This is a genomic window from Shewanella sp. SG44-6 (genome assembly GCF_014164185.1).
GTDB classification, from domain to species: domain Bacteria; phylum Pseudomonadota; class Gammaproteobacteria; order Enterobacterales; family Shewanellaceae; genus Shewanella; species Shewanella vesiculosa.
The window spans coordinates 13,266-30,838 of record NZ_JACJER010000001.1 but is presented as its reverse complement, the minus strand read 5'-3'; the positions used below and the strand labels follow the sequence as shown (position 1 = coordinate 30,838).

Genomic DNA, 17,573 nt, shown 5'->3' with positions numbered 1-17,573 from the left:
CAGGACGCTCAAGATGAATAAAACAGTCAAAAAAGTAGTGATTGCCGGTGGTGGTACCGCTGGCTGGATGGCCGCTGCCGCCTTCAGCAAACTATTGGGCAAAAATCTTGATATTGTCTTAGTCGAATCAGATGAAATCGGCACTATTGGTGTCGGTGAAGCTACCATCCCTACCCTGCATATCTTTCATCGTTTACTGGGATTAAAAGAGCAAGATGTGATGGCTGCTACCAATGCCACCTTTAAACTCGGTATCCAATTTGAAAACTGGCATGATGTTAATAAAGACTACTTGCATTCATTTGGCTTTTTAGGCAAAGACTGCTGGGCCTGTGGTTTTCAGCACTTTTGGCTTAAAGGCCAACAAAAAAACATGGTCAGCGAAATTGGTGATTATTGCACCGAACATTTAGCCGCTCGCCAAGGCCGTTTTGCTGTGCTGCCAAATCAAGATTACAACCATGCTTACCACATGGACTCCAGTCTTTACGCCAAGTTTCTGCGAAAATTTGCTGAGCAACATGGAATGAGGCGCATTGAAGGCAAGATAGCCGATGTTTTGCAACATGAAGACACGGGCAATATTCGCGCATTACAACTTGAAAATGGTGAGTTCATCGAAGGTGATTTATTTATCGACTGTACTGGTTTTAAAGCCTTACTAATTGAGCAAACCTTAAACTCTGGTTTTGAAGACTGGAGTCATTGGTTACCGTGCGACAGTGCTATTGCCGTACAAACCGAAGCAGTGCAAAACCCCATACCTTACACACGTTCAATTGCCCGTGAATCTGGCTGGCAATGGCGCATTCCGTTGCAAACTCGTACTGGTAATGGCTTAGTATTTTGCAGCAAGTACCTCTCTGATGCCGATGCCACCGAACTGTTACTCAACAATATTGAAGGCCAACCAATCAATAAGCCTAGAGTCATTAAGTTCAAAACCGGTACGCGTCGTCAACATTGGAATAAAAACTGTATCGCCATTGGCTTATCAGCGGGATTTTTAGAGCCGTTAGAGTCAACCAGCATTCATATGATCCAACGAAGCATTGTCCGCTTACTGCAACTGTTTCCATCTCAAGGGATAATTCAAGCCGACATTGATGAATTTAATCAACAAACCAAGATTGAATTAGACAACATTCGCGACTTTATTATTTTGCATTACAAAGTCACTGACCGTGAAGACAGCCGCTTTTGGCGTTATTGCAAAAACATGCAGATCCCAACGTCATTACAACATCGTATCGACATGTTTAGCCAATCAGGCAAAGTCTACAAATACGGCAGTGAACTGTTTGGTGAAAGCTCATGGATCCAAGTTATGATGGGCCAAGGTCTACAACCTAAAGAGTACCATCCAATTGTCGACATGATGGACGATGCTGAATTACAGAGCTTTTTAAACAGCATTAAAGCCACCGTAAAACGCAAAGTTGATACCTTGCCTGTACACCATGATTTTGTGCAGCATTATTGTAAATCAACGGCGATGCAGGGCTAATTCTGATGTCTGTATCAGCAACAACCAAGCCCATTATCAAGGTCAATCATATTGCACCGCAGGTGCAATTGATTGGCCAACAACAAACACCTGTGATTGTGATTGATAATTTTGCTGAAGATATCGCTCAGTTGATCGCTATTGCGGTCAATGACAGCACATTCCGTCAAGATAAAGGCTCATACTACCCAGGATGTCGTACATCATTGCCCAAGCAATATGTTATCGAGGTTCTCAATGCGCTGTACAAACTGATCTACGACGTTTATCGCATTCCAGCATCATTACGATTAAAGCCGCAACAATATGTCTATTCATTAATCGACAAACAGCCAGAAACCTTGGCTCCACTACAATGTTTGCCTCACTTCGATGCGACAAACCCGCATTACTTTGCCATTTTGCATTATCTTAACGATGGTCCACATGGCAACACAGGCTTTTTTAGGCATAACCTCACCGATCTGGAGCGGATAACGGCGGAAAATATCGAAGACTATTTTACCAAAGCGCAGCCGTTTCTCGACAGCAAAACCCAAACACCAGCCAGTTACTTTGTTGCCAGCGACGAGCATTACAGCTTGTATCATCAAATTGAATATCGCCCAAATCGCTTAGTGATTTACCCCGGTAACTTATTACATTCAACCATAGTAAACCCACAAACTGACATTGATGCAAATCCTAGTTCAGGTCGGCTCACCACTAATATTTTTATAAATTTTCAATAACATAAGGAACACGTTATGGTTAATCCTCTTGGGATAATAATGCCTATTCGCCATAAAAATAAGCCACAAAACAGTGCGTCTAGCACCACCTTAAGCCCTCTTTATAGCGCCCTGTTGATGTGCAGTTTTGTCACCATCAGTCCAGCAGCGCTTGCCGAACACCCTAATATTACGCCTGAAACCCTGCATGCATTAACAGTATTATCCGACAGCGAGAAGTTGCGTATTGGCGATCGTATCAGCCAAGTCGAAGACGAGGTTAACCGCTTATTACCACAGCTGACATTGGCTGAAAAAGTGTCATTAGTACATGCTGCGGGCAAGTTTCACATCCCAGCCATTGAACGCTTAGGAATACATGAAATGTGGATGTCTGACGGCCCACACGGCGTGCGTTATGAAATTGACCGAAATTCATGGGCACCTGCTGGCTGGACTAACGATTATTCCACTTATTTACCACCATTAACCGCAGTAGCCGCCAGCTGGGACCCAAACATGGCCAGCCTGCACGGCAATATTTTAGGTGCAGAGGCGCGTCATCGTAATAAAGACCTTATTCTTGGTCCTGGTGTTAACCTAGCAAGATTGCCATTGTATGGGCGTAACTTTGAATACATGGGAGAAGACCCATTTTTAGTTGCCAGTCTAGTGGTACCTGAAGTGCTTGCGATTCAAGCTAATGATGTCGGTGCAACCGTAAAACATTATGCGTTAAATACTCAAGAGCTCAACCGCACTGGAGTGAATGCCAAACCTGATGAACGCACACTTCGTGAAGTGTATTTACCTGCATTTGAAGCGGCAGTAAAACAAGCCAATGTCCATTCTATTATGGGCTCATATAACGAGTTTCGCGGCACGAATGCCAACCAAAGCGCACATTTAGTTAATACGATATTAAAAGGCGAATGGGGTTTTCAAGGGGTGTTATTAACTGACTGGAATGTCGACATAAACACTTATGATGCTGCGATGAACGGTCTTGATATTGAGATGGGCACCGATGTCGCTGATTTTGACGACTACTTTTTTGCCAAGCCATTACTGGAAATGATTACTGCTGGCAAAATCCCAGTAGCGGTGTTAGATGACAAAGTTCGTCGTATTTTACGATTAGAACTCAGTATCGGCATGATGGATAAGCAGCGCCTATCAGGCGAGCGTAATACTCAGGCACATCGTGATGATGCTCGCACTATTGCAGCCAATGGCATAGTGCTACTCAAAAATGACAGCAATATCCTGCCATTGAACGCCAACAAACTTAAACGAGTATTAGTCTTAGGCCCCAATGCCGACAAGCGTCATGGCTTTGGTGGAGGTTCATCCGAGGTTAAAACCTTATATGAAATTAGCCCGCTAGAGGGATTAAAAGCCAAACTAGGTAACAAGGTTGATATTACCCTAATGCGAGCTGCCAGCAGCAAGTTTATGCCTATTCCTAATGACTATCTCACTACTCGTCATTGGACTGGCACCCCGTCTTGGCAAATTAACTATTATAGTGATAAAGCAATGACCAAGCTTGCCAGTGAATCTTGGATTGCCGATCCGCAGTTTGATGCAAAAGGCCAACGTCAATTTGTGGAGATAAAAGCCAACCTTAAACCAATCGAAAGCGGCAGCCATAGCTTTAATATCAAAGCAGACGGAAACATTGCTCTATTTATCAATGATAAACCTTTATTAACCTCAACCATGGCTAAGTCAGATAGCATCATCACTAAAGCAATAAAGTTAACAGCAGGCGAAACCTATGCTGTTAGCTTACGCTATCAGGGCGACCAACAAGCCACCTTGGGCTGGGAAACACCCAACAGCTTGTACAATAGCGAAAAAGAATATTTAGCCGCGGCGAAGAAGGCAGATGCAGTATTTTATTTTGCAGGCTTAAGCCATGCCGATGACCGAGAATCAATTGATCGTCCAGACATGATCTTACCCGGTCAGCAAGATGAGGTTATTGCCAAACTGCTGAAAGCAAATCCCAACACAATCGTGTTTATGATTGGCGGTTCGGCGGTTGAAATGCCATGGGCCGATAGCGCAAGTACGCTTGTGTGGGGCTGGTATGGTGGTATGGAAGCAGGCAACGCCTATGCCGACATGTTATTTGGGGATACTAATCCTAGCGGTAAAATGCCGATAACCTTGCCTAAAAAACTCATCGATACCGCACCTATTGCGTTAAATGATTACAATGCAACTGAGTCGTTATATTCCGAAGGTGTGTTTATTGGTTATCGCTGGTTTGAGCAACAGAAAATTAAGCCTTTATTTGCTTTTGGTCATGGTTTGTCTTATAGCAAATTTAGTTACCAAAACATTAGCCTATCAAGTGCGAGTATTGCAGGCGACGACACCATCACAGTCAAAGTCGATATTACTAACACCAGTAAAGTCGATGGTGCAGAAGTGGCTCAACTGTATTTACACGATGTCAAAGCCAGCGTCCCACGCCCCATTAAAGAGCTAAAAGGTTTTGATAAACTGTGGTTAAAAGCCGGCGAAACTAAAACAGCTAGCTTTACCTTAACTCAACGTGATTTATCATTTTGGGACGTTAACACCAATGATTGGCTAGCAGAATCTGGCACATTTGAAGTGATGATTGGCGCATCGGTTGCAGACATACGCTTACGTAAAACCTTTGAGTATCAACAAGTAAAATAAATCATTATATTCAAAAGATCTAACGAAAAATGGCTTAATGTAATCAACATTAAGCCATTTTTATAACGTTACACTCTCAATTCAATCTCGTGTTAAACAACCTTAAAGCGAGCCACTTCTGAGCGTAATGATTGACACACTGAAGCTGTTTTTAGCGCAATTTGTTGGTTTTCAGCAATCACATCATTGCAATGACGGGTTTTATCAGATAACTCAGTTAGATTACGATTAATCTCCTCGGTTACATGGGTTTGTTGTTCAGTTGCCGCAGCGGTATGAGTCGACATATCGGTCACTTTGGCTGTGGCTTGCAAAATTAAATCAAGGGAAATTCGTGTTTGTGAAGATAACTCGACCGTAGTCGCGGTTAAACTCGCACCCGCTTCAATGGTATGAACGGCATCGTTAACACCACGTTGCAGCTGCTCAATCATATTCTGAATATCTTGAATTGATCGTTCTGTTCGGCTGGCCAAGGTTCGTACCTCATCAGCAACCACCGCAAATCCACGACCTTGCTCACCAGCGCGAGCCGCTTCAATTGCCGCATTTAACGCCAGCAAGTTGGTTTGCTCTGCAATACCGCGGATCACATCAAGAACCGACGCAATTTGTGACGAATTAGTCGACAAGGCTTGAATAACCACCACAGCATTTTGAACAGACGTCGACAGTTGTTGAATATTATCGATAGACAACGACAGAATGCGTTTACCTTCAACCGTCTGATCATTCACATTATTAATTTCAGATGCGGTATCCAATGCATTTTTAGCCACTTCACGAACCGCTGAGCTCATTTGATTGACGGCGGTGACAATACTATCCACTGAATAATGCTGTTCTTGGCTAATTTGGCTGGCAGTTGCAGCATTGCCCGCTAGCTGTCCAATACTGGTATTAACCTCATTAGACTGTTTATCGATAGCAATAATCATTTGCTGTAAATGATCAATGAAATGATTAAATGTTGTAGCCAGCTCGCCAATTTCATCATGTTGCCTAATGATTAATCGACGGGTTAAATCACCATCACCTCGACTAATATCAGTGATACGATCGTTCACATCATTAATTCTATCCACCACCACTTTAGGGCCGTAATAAGCCAAGAAGATGGTCAAAATAATCAGAATGCCAGACACTGTAAATAATATTGTTAGCTGATTTTTTGCTGTTTGAGTATTATTTTGGTCGATTAATTTAACTTGCTCATCGGCACGCTCGCCGGCCGTATTATAAATATCACGCAATCTTGAAAACTCAGATAAAGACACGTCCTTATAACGTTGTTTTGCAGTGGAATAGTCTCCCGCTTTAACTGCACTGATTACCGACGACGAGGCCGTAAACCATTTGTCATATTGAGTATCAAAGCCGTTTAGCCCACTGACCACATCTGGGTAAAGTGTTAACAGACGGCTAAATTCGGCAACTCGCTGCTTAGCTTGATCGGCATTCTCTTGCCAATTACTGATTTGATCATCTCTTTGCTGCGCACTTAGTTCACTACTAAGCAAAAGAACTTCACTTAAATGAGCTTGATATAAATCGCGATCACCATTGATAATGCTTGAAATAGCAGGATTAAATTGACGACTGAGCTCATGGATCTGCTCTAGTTGATTTTGACTCTGAGTGGCATTAGTAATGGCCATAATGGCTAAAGCTACTGCAAATATAATGAATATCAATGAGAATTTAGCGCGAATAGTGCTAAACATAGCAACCTCCGATGAATGTTGTAATTTAGGTATTTTTATTATTTGTGATTAAACAACAAATTTATCAATCTATAATGGCTAACGCTTATTCCCCATTCAAACACCGGCCTTAGTGTCAATAAATGTCATCAATAACTCACTTAACTGCTGTGCTTCGATTATGTTTTCTGACTCGGTCAATAAATGTATAACACATTCTGCCGTACATAATCCTCCTTCTATTTGGTTTCGCCTCAGTGGGTATATCGACTTGGGCGAATTAATTAATAACACTTTAGGTAGTGCTTTGAGATATGGACTTTGATTAAACATCTTGCGAGCTTCTTGCCAAGTTGCATCAATAAGCACTAAATATAATAGTCTTTGAGATATCTCGCATACTTTTTGTGAAATATTTTTATCATCACTGGGGAAAACCAACCCCACCTTACCAGCTGCAATCAAACGTAATAATTCAGCATCAGGCTGTTTACGGTGCCACTCAACCACACGAGCGCGCTCGCCTAACACCTGAGACACTAATTTGCCCGTATTATTGGCTCGTAACATTTCGCGAGGATGAGTTAACAAAATAATATTCACAACAATACTCAACTGAACAAATGATTAATTTAATTTCGCAATGTAACACAGATGCAAAAACGATAGAATAAACCTAAGTGAGATAAAAAAATCAATAAAAATTAGATGGATACTTTAGCGTTAACCTGTTCATTACCTGCATCACTTTACGCTATAATCGCAAAAATATTTTGCTAAGTTATCCTATCCCTTAATATGAGTTGAACTGAGATAATGCTATTACAACAAGTTATCGCGCTGTTTTTCACTATGCTCATTTTAGCCATAGTGCCAGGTCCGGCTGTATTTGCGGTGGTATCGCGATCATTTTCGAATGGATTTAATCATGGTACTGCCATTACCTTTGGTGTATTGCTGGGGGATTTTATTTATATCCTATTAGCACTGTTTGGGTTATCGGCAATAGCTAACGCCATGGGGCCAACATTTGAGCTAATAAAATACGCTAGTGCGCTGTATTTATGCTGGCTTGGCGTCAGTATGCTGCGAAACACAGCAAAGGGCGTTCAGTTAGCCACCACGCCCAAGGTCAGTCAGCTTAAGAATATCATCACCGGCACAGCAATTGCGCTAGGCAATCCTAAAGCCTTAATATTTTACGTCAGTTTCTTCCCTGCCTTTGTGCCGATGAACCAAGTAGATGTGACCGATGTTATTATCATACTGGCTACTGCAACCCTGGCTTTTGGTTCTGTTAATCTGACTTATGCTTATTTAGCCTCTAGTGCAAAGCATGTATTTACCTCACCCAATGCGGTCACCATAATCAATCGAACCGCAGGCAGTATTATGTTGATTGCAGGCATATTGATTGTGTTAAATATTTAGGATGTTGCAATGAGCGCAGTACGCTTTACTCCCCTTACATTAGTCAATGGATTAACCTTAAAAAACCGTGTTGTGGTGCCGCCTATGGCATCCCAAACGGCAGACAATAATGGTTTAGCCACCGAGAAAACCTTTAGCCATTATCAAGGCTTAGCCCAGTCTGGTGCGGGCTTAGTGATGGTAGAGTATAGCCATGTCAATCTAGCTGGTCGCAGCGAAGCAAATCAGCTTGGCGCCCATGATGACGCCTGTTTACCTGGACTGAGTCAAATTGCCAAGCTATTACACCAAATGGATGTTAAAACAGGCTTACAGATTACCCATTGCGGCGGCAAAGACAGTGCTGCTATTAGCACCGATATTATGGGTCCTTCTGGCATTGTAGTGCCAGCATACGATCGCGTATTACCCACACCGCGCGCCATGACACAGGATGATATAGCAAGATGGCAGCAAGACTTCGTCAATAGCGCTATTCGTGCCGACAAAGCTGGATTTGATTTAGTCGAAATCCATTGTGCACATGGTTATGGTATCAATCAGTGGTTATCGCCGCTAACCAATCAACGTACAGACCAATACGGTGGCAGTGTTAAAAATCGCGCCAGAATCTTGCTAGAAATGGTCAGTCAGATAAAACAAGCCGCGCCAAGATTAGCCATAATGACCCGTATTCCCGGTCAAGATGGTTACCCAGGAGGCCTATCCCACAGTGATATGGGCCAAGTTAGCCAGTGGTTAGTTGATGCGGGCGTGGAAATACTCAATGTGTCGTCAGGCATTGGCGGTTGGAACAGACCTAAAGATATCCGCGGCGAAGGCTTTTTAGTTGCCGATGCTGCGCCATTAACAGGTAAAACTGCTGCTGCGGTTATTGGTGTTGGCGGCATTGAAACCCTTGATTACATTGAGACCATTTTAACGAACAAGCAAGTAGATCTGGTGGCAGTTGGCCGCGCCATTTTGGCAGGGCCAACTGATTTTGCAACACGTGTGATGGTTAACAATTAATCATGATGTAAAGTCCATCATGGCTCAAAATCATAGTAGCCGATATGAAATCATCATCTAGAGTCTAAGCTTGAGTAGTAAAAAAGGCCCGAATAACGCGTTATTCGGGCCTTTTTAATTCTATGACAGACATTACTTGCCGATTGTTTGCAGCTTTTGTAGATAATCCGCTTTGCTGAGTAAGGCTATGACTTCTGCCGGTTCTAACCATGATTCCAGTTGCGATAAGCTTTCAGCATGCTCCAATTTCCACTCGGCAATGATCCTCGGAGCATAAAACAACGGTTTTTGCTCATCTAAGTCAGGTAACTGAGCAAGGTGCCATGTAAATAACTGTGGATTATTCACCAGTCGACTGAACGGATGCATGTGTTGTAGATGTGGTATTTTAGCCAGGTTGGCTTTCAATTCAACCAGAATGTGAACTGGCTTCTTTTCTTCTGGCGCTCGCAGTAACCCAATGGTTTTAATCCATTTCGTGCGCCGCGCGCCGCCGCTTAACCATGAAAGTGGGATAGATAACATTAACCCTATGGTGATCGGTAATAACCAGTAAAACAATTCCTTACTTAGCAACATTGCAGTCAAAGCAAGTACAACACCAAACACAGTATGGCCAAGATGTGCACGCATCACTGGTATCCAGCTCAATGCGCCGTCATCTCTTGATTGGGGCATCCAGCCGCTGTCTTTACCTCGAAATATAGATAACACCACGCCAAACTGCGACACCATCAGAATTGGCGCATACAGAGCAGACATTACCATTTCGAATAAGGTACTCAAGGTTAACAAGATTGGGCCACCAAATCTTAAGCACCGAGGAATATTAATCATCGCAGCAAACCAGCCAAAGGCTTTGGGGGCCAATACAATTGCCATTGAAACCACAAACAGACTTAACGCGCGCTCAGAGTCAAACACTGGCCAGGTTGGAAACAGCGATGGATTAGCAAAATACTCAGGGCGAATAAAAGCCGCCTGAACGGCAATCGCCAGCCCCACCATAATTAACGCTAACCAAAAAATGGCACTTAGGTAAGACATGACCCCAGACAAAAGATGCAACCGGGTTGGCAAGGAAAACCCTCGGGCGAACATAAATGCCGAATGCTGTAAGTTGCCCTGACACCAGCGTCGATCGCGGATCATCACATCAAGTAACGAAGGAGGGGCTTCTTCAAATGAAGCCTCAATATCGGTATCAAAACGTACCCCCCACCCCGCACGGCGCAGCAGCGCCGCTTCAATAAAATCATGACTTAATACATGGCCGCCAAAAGGTGCTTTACCGGGCAGAATAGGCAAATGACAGGCTTCAGCAAAGGCTCTAGTGCGAATGATGGCATTGTGTCCCCAAAAATTTGAAGACAAACCATGCCAGGCTGACAAGCCCGCAGCATAGATGGGACCAAAACATTGATTAGCAAACTGTTGTAGCCTGCTGTATAGGGTATTGGCGAAAACAAGTGTCGGCAAGGTTTGAATAAGGCCGACACCAGGCGCAGCGGCCAAACGACGTGACAGTGTCACCATCGACTTTGCGCTCATGATGCTGTCAGCATCAAGCACTATCATGGCTTCATAATCACCGCCCCAACGTTGCACCCAGTCACCGATGTTACCGGCTTTACGTTCACTGTTTTGGTGACGACGACGATAATACACTGGACACTCTGGTTGATATTTATTGATAAGTGCTAAAAAGGTAGCCTCTTCAGCAATCCAAGCATTAGCTCGATTAGTATCACTGAGAATGAAGAAAGCATACTTGCCTGGCGCAGTGGCAATGAGATCTGCACTCATGGCTTCAATTGTAGCCCTAATGCGCAGCGGATCTTCATTATAAATCGGCAGTAAAATAGCCGTTTTAAAGCTGGGGTCTATTTCGCTCTCTTTTACTAACCGCGGCTTGAGATGCAATAGAAAACCCAATAAGGCCTGCGAGAAAGCAAAAGCAACCCAAAGAAAGTTAATACTAAACAACACTAAAAAGACTATCTGTAAATTGGTAATGTTATTGGTGTTTAGCACCAAATACATTTCCCTTATACCGTAAGTAGATAAGCCCGCAGTGACCATAAACACAAATAATTGGGCAACAAACGTGCGAAGTCTAAACAACATAGTCTGTTGACTGGAATTCAATCGATGACCAGCCTCAGAAACTTCATGACGATTCATAACCAATGGCGATTCGTCAGGCAAGGCTCGTTTACGATGATTTTTTTCGGTCATTGCCGCCGACAAAGCATTATCTTGTTGTATCATAATGGCCAGTCCTCCGACGTAAATCGATACAACCACGTCATGCCAAGCGGTTTATCGTTATTCCTCAGCTGTACACGCAATTCAGCTACATCGGCATCTTCTGGATCAAAAGTAACAAACACTCTTGCACCATCAACATTAGGATTGGGCTCAATACGGGCCTCTAAAATCGCGCCACTACTGATACTCGCATCAACGCTAATGTTGCTAACATCATTTGCACTAAGATGGCTATAATCGATAACGATCTCGTTTTTATCGGTAAATAACTTACGACCACCAGCCGTTCGAACGACTTTAACTTTGCCCTCAGTTTTGGGAATATTATCTACCCAAGTGAGTTGGTATGAATATGCAAATGGCTGATCTTTTTTCAATCCATTTTCTGGTTTCCAATAAGCAACAATATTGTCATTGGCCTCCGAATCCGATGGGATCTCAACCAGTTCTACTCTGCCTTTACCCCAATCACCTGTTGGTTCAACCCAGGCAGATGGACGTTGATGATATTTGGCTTCAAGATCTTGATAGTAATCAACTTGTCGATGTGGCTGCATCAGACCAAAGCCCTTAGGATTTTCGTCCATGAAAGAACTCACCTGCAATCCCCGTGGATTATTCAGTGGTCGCCAAATTTTCTCACGATTACCTTTCTCCATCAGCAAGCCTTCAGAGTCATGCACCGCTGGACGGTAATCTGCTGTGTCAGCACGGTCTATACCGCCATGCATAAACATTGATGTTAACGGCGCCAGACCCACATTTTGCACATCTCGCCTTGGGAAAAGCATTACATCGACCCCCATTCGAGTTGGATCGCCAGGGTAAATCGCAAAACGATAGGCGCCGGTTACACTAACACTGTCTAGCAACGCATGAACCACTATCGCCTTTTGGTGGCTTGATGGACGTTCGATCCAGAATTTTTTAAACAGCGGATATTCTTCGCCTTTAGGATCGGCAACATTAATGGCTAGTCCACGGGTCGACAAACCATAAGCTTGCCCTTTAGATACTCCCCGAAAATAACTGGCCCCCTGAAACACTAAGAACTCATCTTTATAATCATCGCGATTAATGGGGTAATGCAGACGAAAGCCGGCATATTTGCCGACTTGTTGCAGTAACTGACCAATTGACTCATCTGGCACTCTAAATGATGATTCAGACACGGCAACCGGAAATGATTTACCGTTTTCGACCACATCAATGTCGACTAACTGTTTATAGATATAGCCAGGCGCAAATAGTTGTATAGAAAAAGGTGTGGGTGCATTGCCCCAAATAGCGGCATCTTGCTGGAAATTAATTTGGCGATAGGTGGAATAATCTATTTTAGTCAGCGCTTCAGGGGCTTGTTTAGGTTCAATAAAAGGTTTCTGCGACAATTTACGTGCAATCTCGACGACTGTGTCATGGGAGAAGGCCTTACCATCCGTTTTGGGTATTGTTGTCTGAGCGTTAACAAGGTTTGTCCATGAGACGAGTAACACAAATACGACAAGGTTAAGAAAACCTTTGACAGACAATTGGTCATAAATCCTTTGTTTAACCGGTGAATCGCAAAACAGATTCAAAGTCCTTAACATATAAAACTCCTTAATTGAGCATTCACAAAATAACATCACAATATCGCACTAGTAACTGAACTGACCCTCTGCTATTAATCGGAAATAATGTTGATCGAGGTAGGCGTTAATCGAAGATCATTGATATCGGCTTAACCTCAGATTGGGTTAAGCAATGGGATAAACGAGCCAAATTTGAATATGGGTTTTACTCATCACAATGTCAGGACATAGGACGGCTTGATATCCGATATTATCCCGATTTAAGGTTCCTTGTTTGTACTGGGTTTATCACGACAACATGGGCTCAGCTTTGCAAGAGAGTGAAACCAAGTCGTTTGAACATAAACTTCTATTTATTAATAGTAGAGCTTCTAGTTATTAATAGCAGAAAAACTTAATCGTTTTATGTATTTCCCCTACAATATGAATCATCTTTAATACTCCAACGGTATTTGGCTTAACGATAAAGCCCGTCTTTCCACCAGCAATCGCGATTATCTGTAATATGCCATCAGGTAAATGCAATCGACTATGCTGCAAGTGTTCTAAGTAAATAAATTGATCTAATAAAATGAGTAAGCTGAGAGGAACAGAGTTGAAGTGATGGTTTTGGGATCATGGCTCAATGAAGCTAAAAGGAGTAATAAAATAAGCGGTCATTGGAACACAGCGTGCTGATCAGGGCGTTAATCTAAGGCTACTTTTAAGCATGAGTTAACGCCCATATCGATTAGAGCAAACATGATATGGACATAGGCAAAATGCACTTAAATCAGGTCTGACGATATTGAGATAATACCTTTAAAAATAAGCGGATAACGCCTTACCCTCTGACCAATATCATCACTCATCACTTGTCGATACAAACGTTCAATGTCGTCATCATCTTCAAACACTAACAACAATCTGTCGATTGCCGTATGCAGACCTTTCTTCAAGTATGGCTGAGCCTGAAACTCAGCAATATTGTGTCTCACAATCGCTATTTTTTCAGGATGAAGCCGAAGCTCGGCAAACACTTGCTCAAAATACGCCATATGTTGAACAGGTGTCGCCCGATTTGAGCGCCGTTGTCTTGGCTGCGACGAACCTCGTTTAAAGTACACTGCTGGCAATCACGTTACCTCATTAACCATATGTTATTCAATTAACTTCACCGTGAGTTAACTCAATAGAGCCAATAAATCATTGGCACTGCCCTGCCATGGACCTTGAGTGCCATCCGATAAAATACTGTCCGCTAAACCTTGCTTATGCTGCTGCATTTCTTGAATTTTCTCTTCAACAGTCCCTTGGGCAATCAGCTTATACACAAAGACCGGATTTAACTGACCAATACGATGGGCACGATCAGTTGCTTGCCTTTCTGCGGCTGGGTTCCACCAAGGATCAAAGTGAATAACGGTATCCGCAGTGGTTAAATTAAGCCCGGTGCCACCAGCTTTTAAACTGATCAAAAACACTGAGTTGCCGCCTTCTTGAAACGCATCAATCTGGGTTTGACGGTCGCGTGTTTGCCCTGTCAGCTTACTGTAAGTAATCGCCAAGCGTTTTAACTCATCTTCAATCAGCGCTAACATGCCAGTAAATTGGCTAAAGATAAGAATTTTACGGCCATCTTCAATCATGTCAGGCAGGTTTTGGATAAGCCAAGTCATTTTAGCGTTATCTTTTACTTGCTGAGCTTGTTCAAGCTTAACTAAACGAGGGTCGCAACAGGCTTGGCGAAGCTTGAGTAACGCATCTAAAAACTCAATATGGCTGCTCGATACGCCTTTTTTAGCAAACAACTCACGCAATTTTTTCTCCATCACTAAGCGGATAGATTCATATAAATTACGTTGGTCTTTTTCAAGCTCCAAGGTTTGGATAATTACCGTTTTTTCAGGTAACTCTGATACCACTTCCTGTTTAGTGCGTCGCAGCATAAAGGGCGCAATACGCTGGCTCAGTAACAAGGATTTTTCGACATCAGCCTGCTTTTCAATCGGACCACGAAACTGTTTATTAAAGTAAGTATGCTGACCTAATAGACCCGGTAAGCAAAAATCCATCAACGATTTTAATTCGCCTAAATGATTTTCAAGTGGCGTACCTGATAAGCACAAGCGGAACTTACCTTTGAGGGTTTTAATGACTTGAGTGACTTTGGCTTGGGCATTTTTAATCTGTTGTGCTTCATCCAAAATAATGTGTTCAAACACATATTCACAGTAAATAGCTTCATCACGCAACATTAAAGGATAAGTGGTCACGACCACATCAAACTGGTTAATTTGGTCTAATAATGGTTGGCGTTTATTACCGTGGATCACCACTACATTGAGCGATGGTGCAAACTTGTTGGCTTCTTTTAACCAGTTACCAACTAAACTGGTCGGGCAGACAATTAAACTGGTGCGATGTTCAGTCGCTTCTTGTTTAGCTTTGAGTAGAAATGCCAAAGCTTGAACTGTTTTACCAAGGCCCATGTCATCGGCTAAAATGCCGCCCAGTTGATATTCCTTGAGGAAACACAACCAATCAAAACCCTGTTTTTGGTAATCACGTAATGTCGCATGTAAACCATTGGGTAATTCAACCGGAACAACCCCTTTAAACTCAGCCAGTTTCGTGGCTAAGTTGCGCACTCGCTCGCCATTAAGCAAACGCACATCGCTAGCAGACAAATCATTTAAAATATGTGCACGGTTACGAGGTATTGCAATTACATCACCAGAATGGCGGTTAAATAATTCTTGGATGATGCTGATCAGTGGCTTAATGGTTTTGGCTTTAATTTTAATAAAGCCGCCATTAGGGCCAGGTAACAGCAATTCATCGTCATCTGCTGGTTCACCATTTTGTTGTAACCAACGAGCCACTAAAGCCAATAACGGTACACTCTGCCCATCAATGTCGGCACTGAGTGATAACGAAAACCAACCCGACTCATCATCGTCAACCAAGTCGACATCAAGTTGTGCATCAGTAATTTGTAAGTCAAAATCATCATCAAAGTGAATGTCCATGCCCAATGCACTTAACGCATCAAGACCATCACTGGTCAACTCAGACCATTCAAAAATAGACTCAGGTAATAAACCGACACTGACATAATAGGGCTTATGTGAACTGACTAGCACAGGATCGGGCTCAAGCGTCACTAAGCCAATATCGGTTAATGATTGCAGCGCGGCTAATTCATGATCTACCTGTCGATGCACTTGATATTGCACCTGATCCTTTTTAACTAGGCTAATCCGTTCTGGCTTAGTCGAAGCATTAAAAGTAATTTCACCATAACAATGATCGACTCGAATAACCGGTTGCATGATCTGACTGCTGCTGAAAAACTCACGCGTAAAGGTTAAACGCGTAACCAGTTCCGCGGTTATCTCGCAAAAATCAATCTCGCTTGGAACAGGCACGGTTTTAGGTGAAAAATGTTGCAGCATTTTATGGCTAATCGCATCAACTTGAGCCAATGGCACCGGCGGCATATGCTGTAACAAACTGAGTTTTTTCACGGGTAAATCTGTGTCTATTCGGCCTAAACGCAAATAGTCTAGTTCCACATACAAAGGGGGCTCGGTGGCAATAAACTCCCAATTTTCAAGCCCAGGCATGCGCATTTGCATTTGAGTATGTTTTTTATCTATCTCACACCAGATAAACTCTGGGGTAATGGCTTTGGCCCAGGTCAATGGAGTGCGATTTTCTTCCCAAAAACACACTTCGGCGGCAAGCATTTTTGTCAGGGCTAAAAATGAAATTTCGCCATCGATATAAATTTTTGAGCCTTGATTGTTAGATGATAATAGCAAGCTAATAATTTGTTTATCTTCAGGATCTATCCACCAAGGCATACTATAACGAATATCGGCTAATGCCAGCTTACTGCCTTTATTATATTGATCTTTTTTATTTAATTTACTGCGTTTGAATTCGACAAAAATGCCGTGAGGATCATTAGATAACACATAGATAATGCGGTCTTTTTCTTCCTCTTCATCTTCAAATTCTGCTACCGTTTTTTGTTCATCAAGTTGGCGTAACCATTGATGAATGCGCTGTTCTTCAACCGGCTTCTTATCCACCAGTGCCAGCATAGCTGCAGCAACGTGTTTACAATTGGTTCTGACCGGACAAGTGCAATGAGATCGCATCACAATTTTGTGATTAACGTTGACTAGGGTGATTTCTTGACGATAAGGCTCGGCAGCAGATCCCTCTACATAGGCCTCAATATCATGGTTGTTACTGCTGGCAGTAACTTCGAGTACCCGGCCTTGGATCAAATAGTTTTGCGCTTTTTGAATTTGCGTGGCCGAAAACAGTTTCGCAATCATCTCTAATGAAAGCTTAATGGGAAGATTAAACAGTTTCGCCGACATCAATATACCTAATAAAACCGCAGCAAAATAAACACTGGCTGCTGATAAAAAAGTTAACTTGCCATTCTATGGAAGAAAGCGGGCAATATCTAGGCTTAGCTGGTGTTTCGGACAAAAAACTCGTTCAAACACACTATATTATTGAGATTACGCACTCAGCGTTGCTATCAATACACAGATACAGCAGCAAACCGAACCATCATACGAATTAACCCGTAAAAAAGTTTTACTTATGTTTGCGACAAATTAGCAAAACCAGTGACAAACTGGTTTTATGCGACCATTGTTATAATATT

11 protein-coding genes are annotated in these 17,573 nt (G+C 42.7%); 5 read left to right on the top strand and 6 right to left on the bottom strand.

Going from position 1 to position 17,573, the window contains the following annotated elements:
• Window positions 1-13 precede the first annotated feature (13 nt).
• The 3 genes from H5185_RS00105 to H5185_RS00095 are packed head-to-tail and all read left to right on the top strand — an operon-like array spanning window position 14 to window position 4,914.
• The gene (locus H5185_RS00105) at window positions 14-1,507 is read left to right on the top strand and encodes a tryptophan halogenase family protein (protein ID WP_182741014.1); all 1,494 of its coding nucleotides are present in this window, start codon (window positions 14-16) and stop codon (window positions 1,505-1,507) included.
• Between the two features lie 5 nt (window positions 1,508-1,512).
• Window positions 1,513-2,238 carry a DUF6445 family protein gene (locus H5185_RS00100; protein ID WP_124016243.1) on the top strand — a complete coding sequence of 242 codons (726 nt, stop codon included), beginning with the start codon at window positions 1,513-1,515 and terminating at the stop codon, window positions 2,236-2,238.
• Between the two features lie 15 nt (window positions 2,239-2,253).
• Window positions 2,254-4,914 carry a glycoside hydrolase family 3 protein gene (locus H5185_RS00095; protein WP_259396130.1) on the top strand — a complete coding sequence of 887 codons (2,661 nt, stop codon included), beginning with the start codon at window positions 2,254-2,256 and terminating at the stop codon, window positions 4,912-4,914.
• Window positions 4,915-5,006: 92 nt separating this feature from the next.
• Here H5185_RS00095 and H5185_RS00090 read toward each other — a convergent pair whose 3' ends face one another.
• Both H5185_RS00090 and H5185_RS00085 read right to left on the bottom strand, forming a co-directional pair.
• Entirely contained in the window at window positions 5,007-6,638 is a 1,632-nt protein-coding gene (locus H5185_RS00090) for a methyl-accepting chemotaxis protein (RefSeq protein ID WP_182698876.1), read from the bottom strand.
• 96 nt (window positions 6,639-6,734) lie between these two features.
• Window positions 6,735-7,220: a DTW domain-containing protein gene (locus H5185_RS00085; RefSeq protein ID WP_124016245.1), complete on the bottom strand. Its 486-nt coding sequence runs from the start codon at window positions 7,218-7,220 to the stop codon at window positions 6,735-6,737.
• 213 nt (window positions 7,221-7,433) lie between these two features.
• On the opposite strand from H5185_RS00085, the gene H5185_RS00080 reads away from it, so the two are divergent.
• Together H5185_RS00080 and H5185_RS00075 are read left to right on the top strand one after the other, a co-directional pair.
• The gene (locus tag H5185_RS00080) at window positions 7,434-8,048 is read left to right on the top strand and encodes a LysE family translocator (RefSeq protein ID WP_182741013.1); all 615 of its coding nucleotides are present in this window, start codon (window positions 7,434-7,436) and stop codon (window positions 8,046-8,048) included.
• Window positions 8,049-8,057: 9 nt separating this feature from the next.
• The gene (locus H5185_RS00075) at window positions 8,058-9,059 is read left to right on the top strand and encodes an NADH:flavin oxidoreductase (protein WP_182721907.1); all 1,002 of its coding nucleotides are present in this window, start codon (window positions 8,058-8,060) and stop codon (window positions 9,057-9,059) included.
• A gap of 132 nt (window positions 9,060-9,191) precedes the next feature.
• Here the strand turns inward: H5185_RS00075 and mdoH are convergent, their stop codons facing one another.
• The 4 genes from mdoH to H5185_RS00055 form a co-directional block, all read right to left on the bottom strand.
• The gene (gene mdoH / locus H5185_RS00070; RefSeq protein WP_259396129.1) at window positions 9,192-11,330 is read right to left on the bottom strand and encodes a glucans biosynthesis glucosyltransferase MdoH; all 2,139 of its coding nucleotides are present in this window, start codon (window positions 11,328-11,330) and stop codon (window positions 9,192-9,194) included.
• A complete protein-coding gene (locus tag H5185_RS00065) occupies window positions 11,327-12,919 on the bottom strand; it encodes a glucan biosynthesis protein G (protein WP_182721908.1) in 1,593 nt (530 codons plus the stop codon). Before H5185_RS00065 ends, mdoH begins: the two co-directional genes overlap by 4 nt.
• A gap of 749 nt (window positions 12,920-13,668) precedes the next feature.
• Window positions 13,669-14,016, bottom strand: a complete 348-nt coding sequence (locus H5185_RS00060; RefSeq protein ID WP_182721909.1) for a hypothetical protein — start codon at window positions 14,014-14,016, stop codon at window positions 13,669-13,671.
• A 48-nt stretch (window positions 14,017-14,064) separates the two neighbouring features.
• Window positions 14,065-17,277 carry a DEAD/DEAH box helicase gene (locus H5185_RS00055; protein ID WP_182741012.1) on the bottom strand — a complete coding sequence of 1,071 codons (3,213 nt, stop codon included), beginning with the start codon at window positions 17,275-17,277 and terminating at the stop codon, window positions 14,065-14,067.
• Between the last annotated feature and the right edge of the window lie 296 nt (window positions 17,278-17,573).

What these genes read in the sequence shown, in the direction of transcription:
- H5185_RS00100 (WP_124016243.1), top strand. Translation starts at nt 1,513, where the DNA reads ATGTCTGTATCAGCAACAACCAAGCCCATTATCAAGGTCAATCATATT.
- H5185_RS00055 (WP_182741012.1), bottom strand. Translation starts at nt 17,277, where the DNA reads ATGTCGGCGAAACTGTTTAATCTTCCCATTAAGCTTTCATTAGAGATG.
- H5185_RS00080 (WP_182741013.1), top strand. Translation starts at nt 7,434, where the DNA reads ATGCTATTACAACAAGTTATCGCGCTGTTTTTCACTATGCTCATTTTA.
- H5185_RS00075 (WP_182721907.1), top strand. Translation starts at nt 8,058, where the DNA reads ATGAGCGCAGTACGCTTTACTCCCCTTACATTAGTCAATGGATTAACC.
- H5185_RS00090 (WP_182698876.1), bottom strand. Translation starts at nt 6,638, where the DNA reads ATGTTTAGCACTATTCGCGCTAAATTCTCATTGATATTCATTATATTT.
- H5185_RS00095 (WP_259396130.1), top strand. Translation starts at nt 2,254, where the DNA reads ATGGTTAATCCTCTTGGGATAATAATGCCTATTCGCCATAAAAATAAG.
- H5185_RS00065 (WP_182721908.1), bottom strand. Translation starts at nt 12,919, where the DNA reads ATGTTAAGGACTTTGAATCTGTTTTGCGATTCACCGGTTAAACAAAGG.
- mdoH (WP_259396129.1), bottom strand. Translation starts at nt 11,330, where the DNA reads ATGATACAACAAGATAATGCTTTGTCGGCGGCAATGACCGAAAAAAAT.
- H5185_RS00105 (WP_182741014.1), top strand. Translation starts at nt 14, where the DNA reads ATGAATAAAACAGTCAAAAAAGTAGTGATTGCCGGTGGTGGTACCGCT.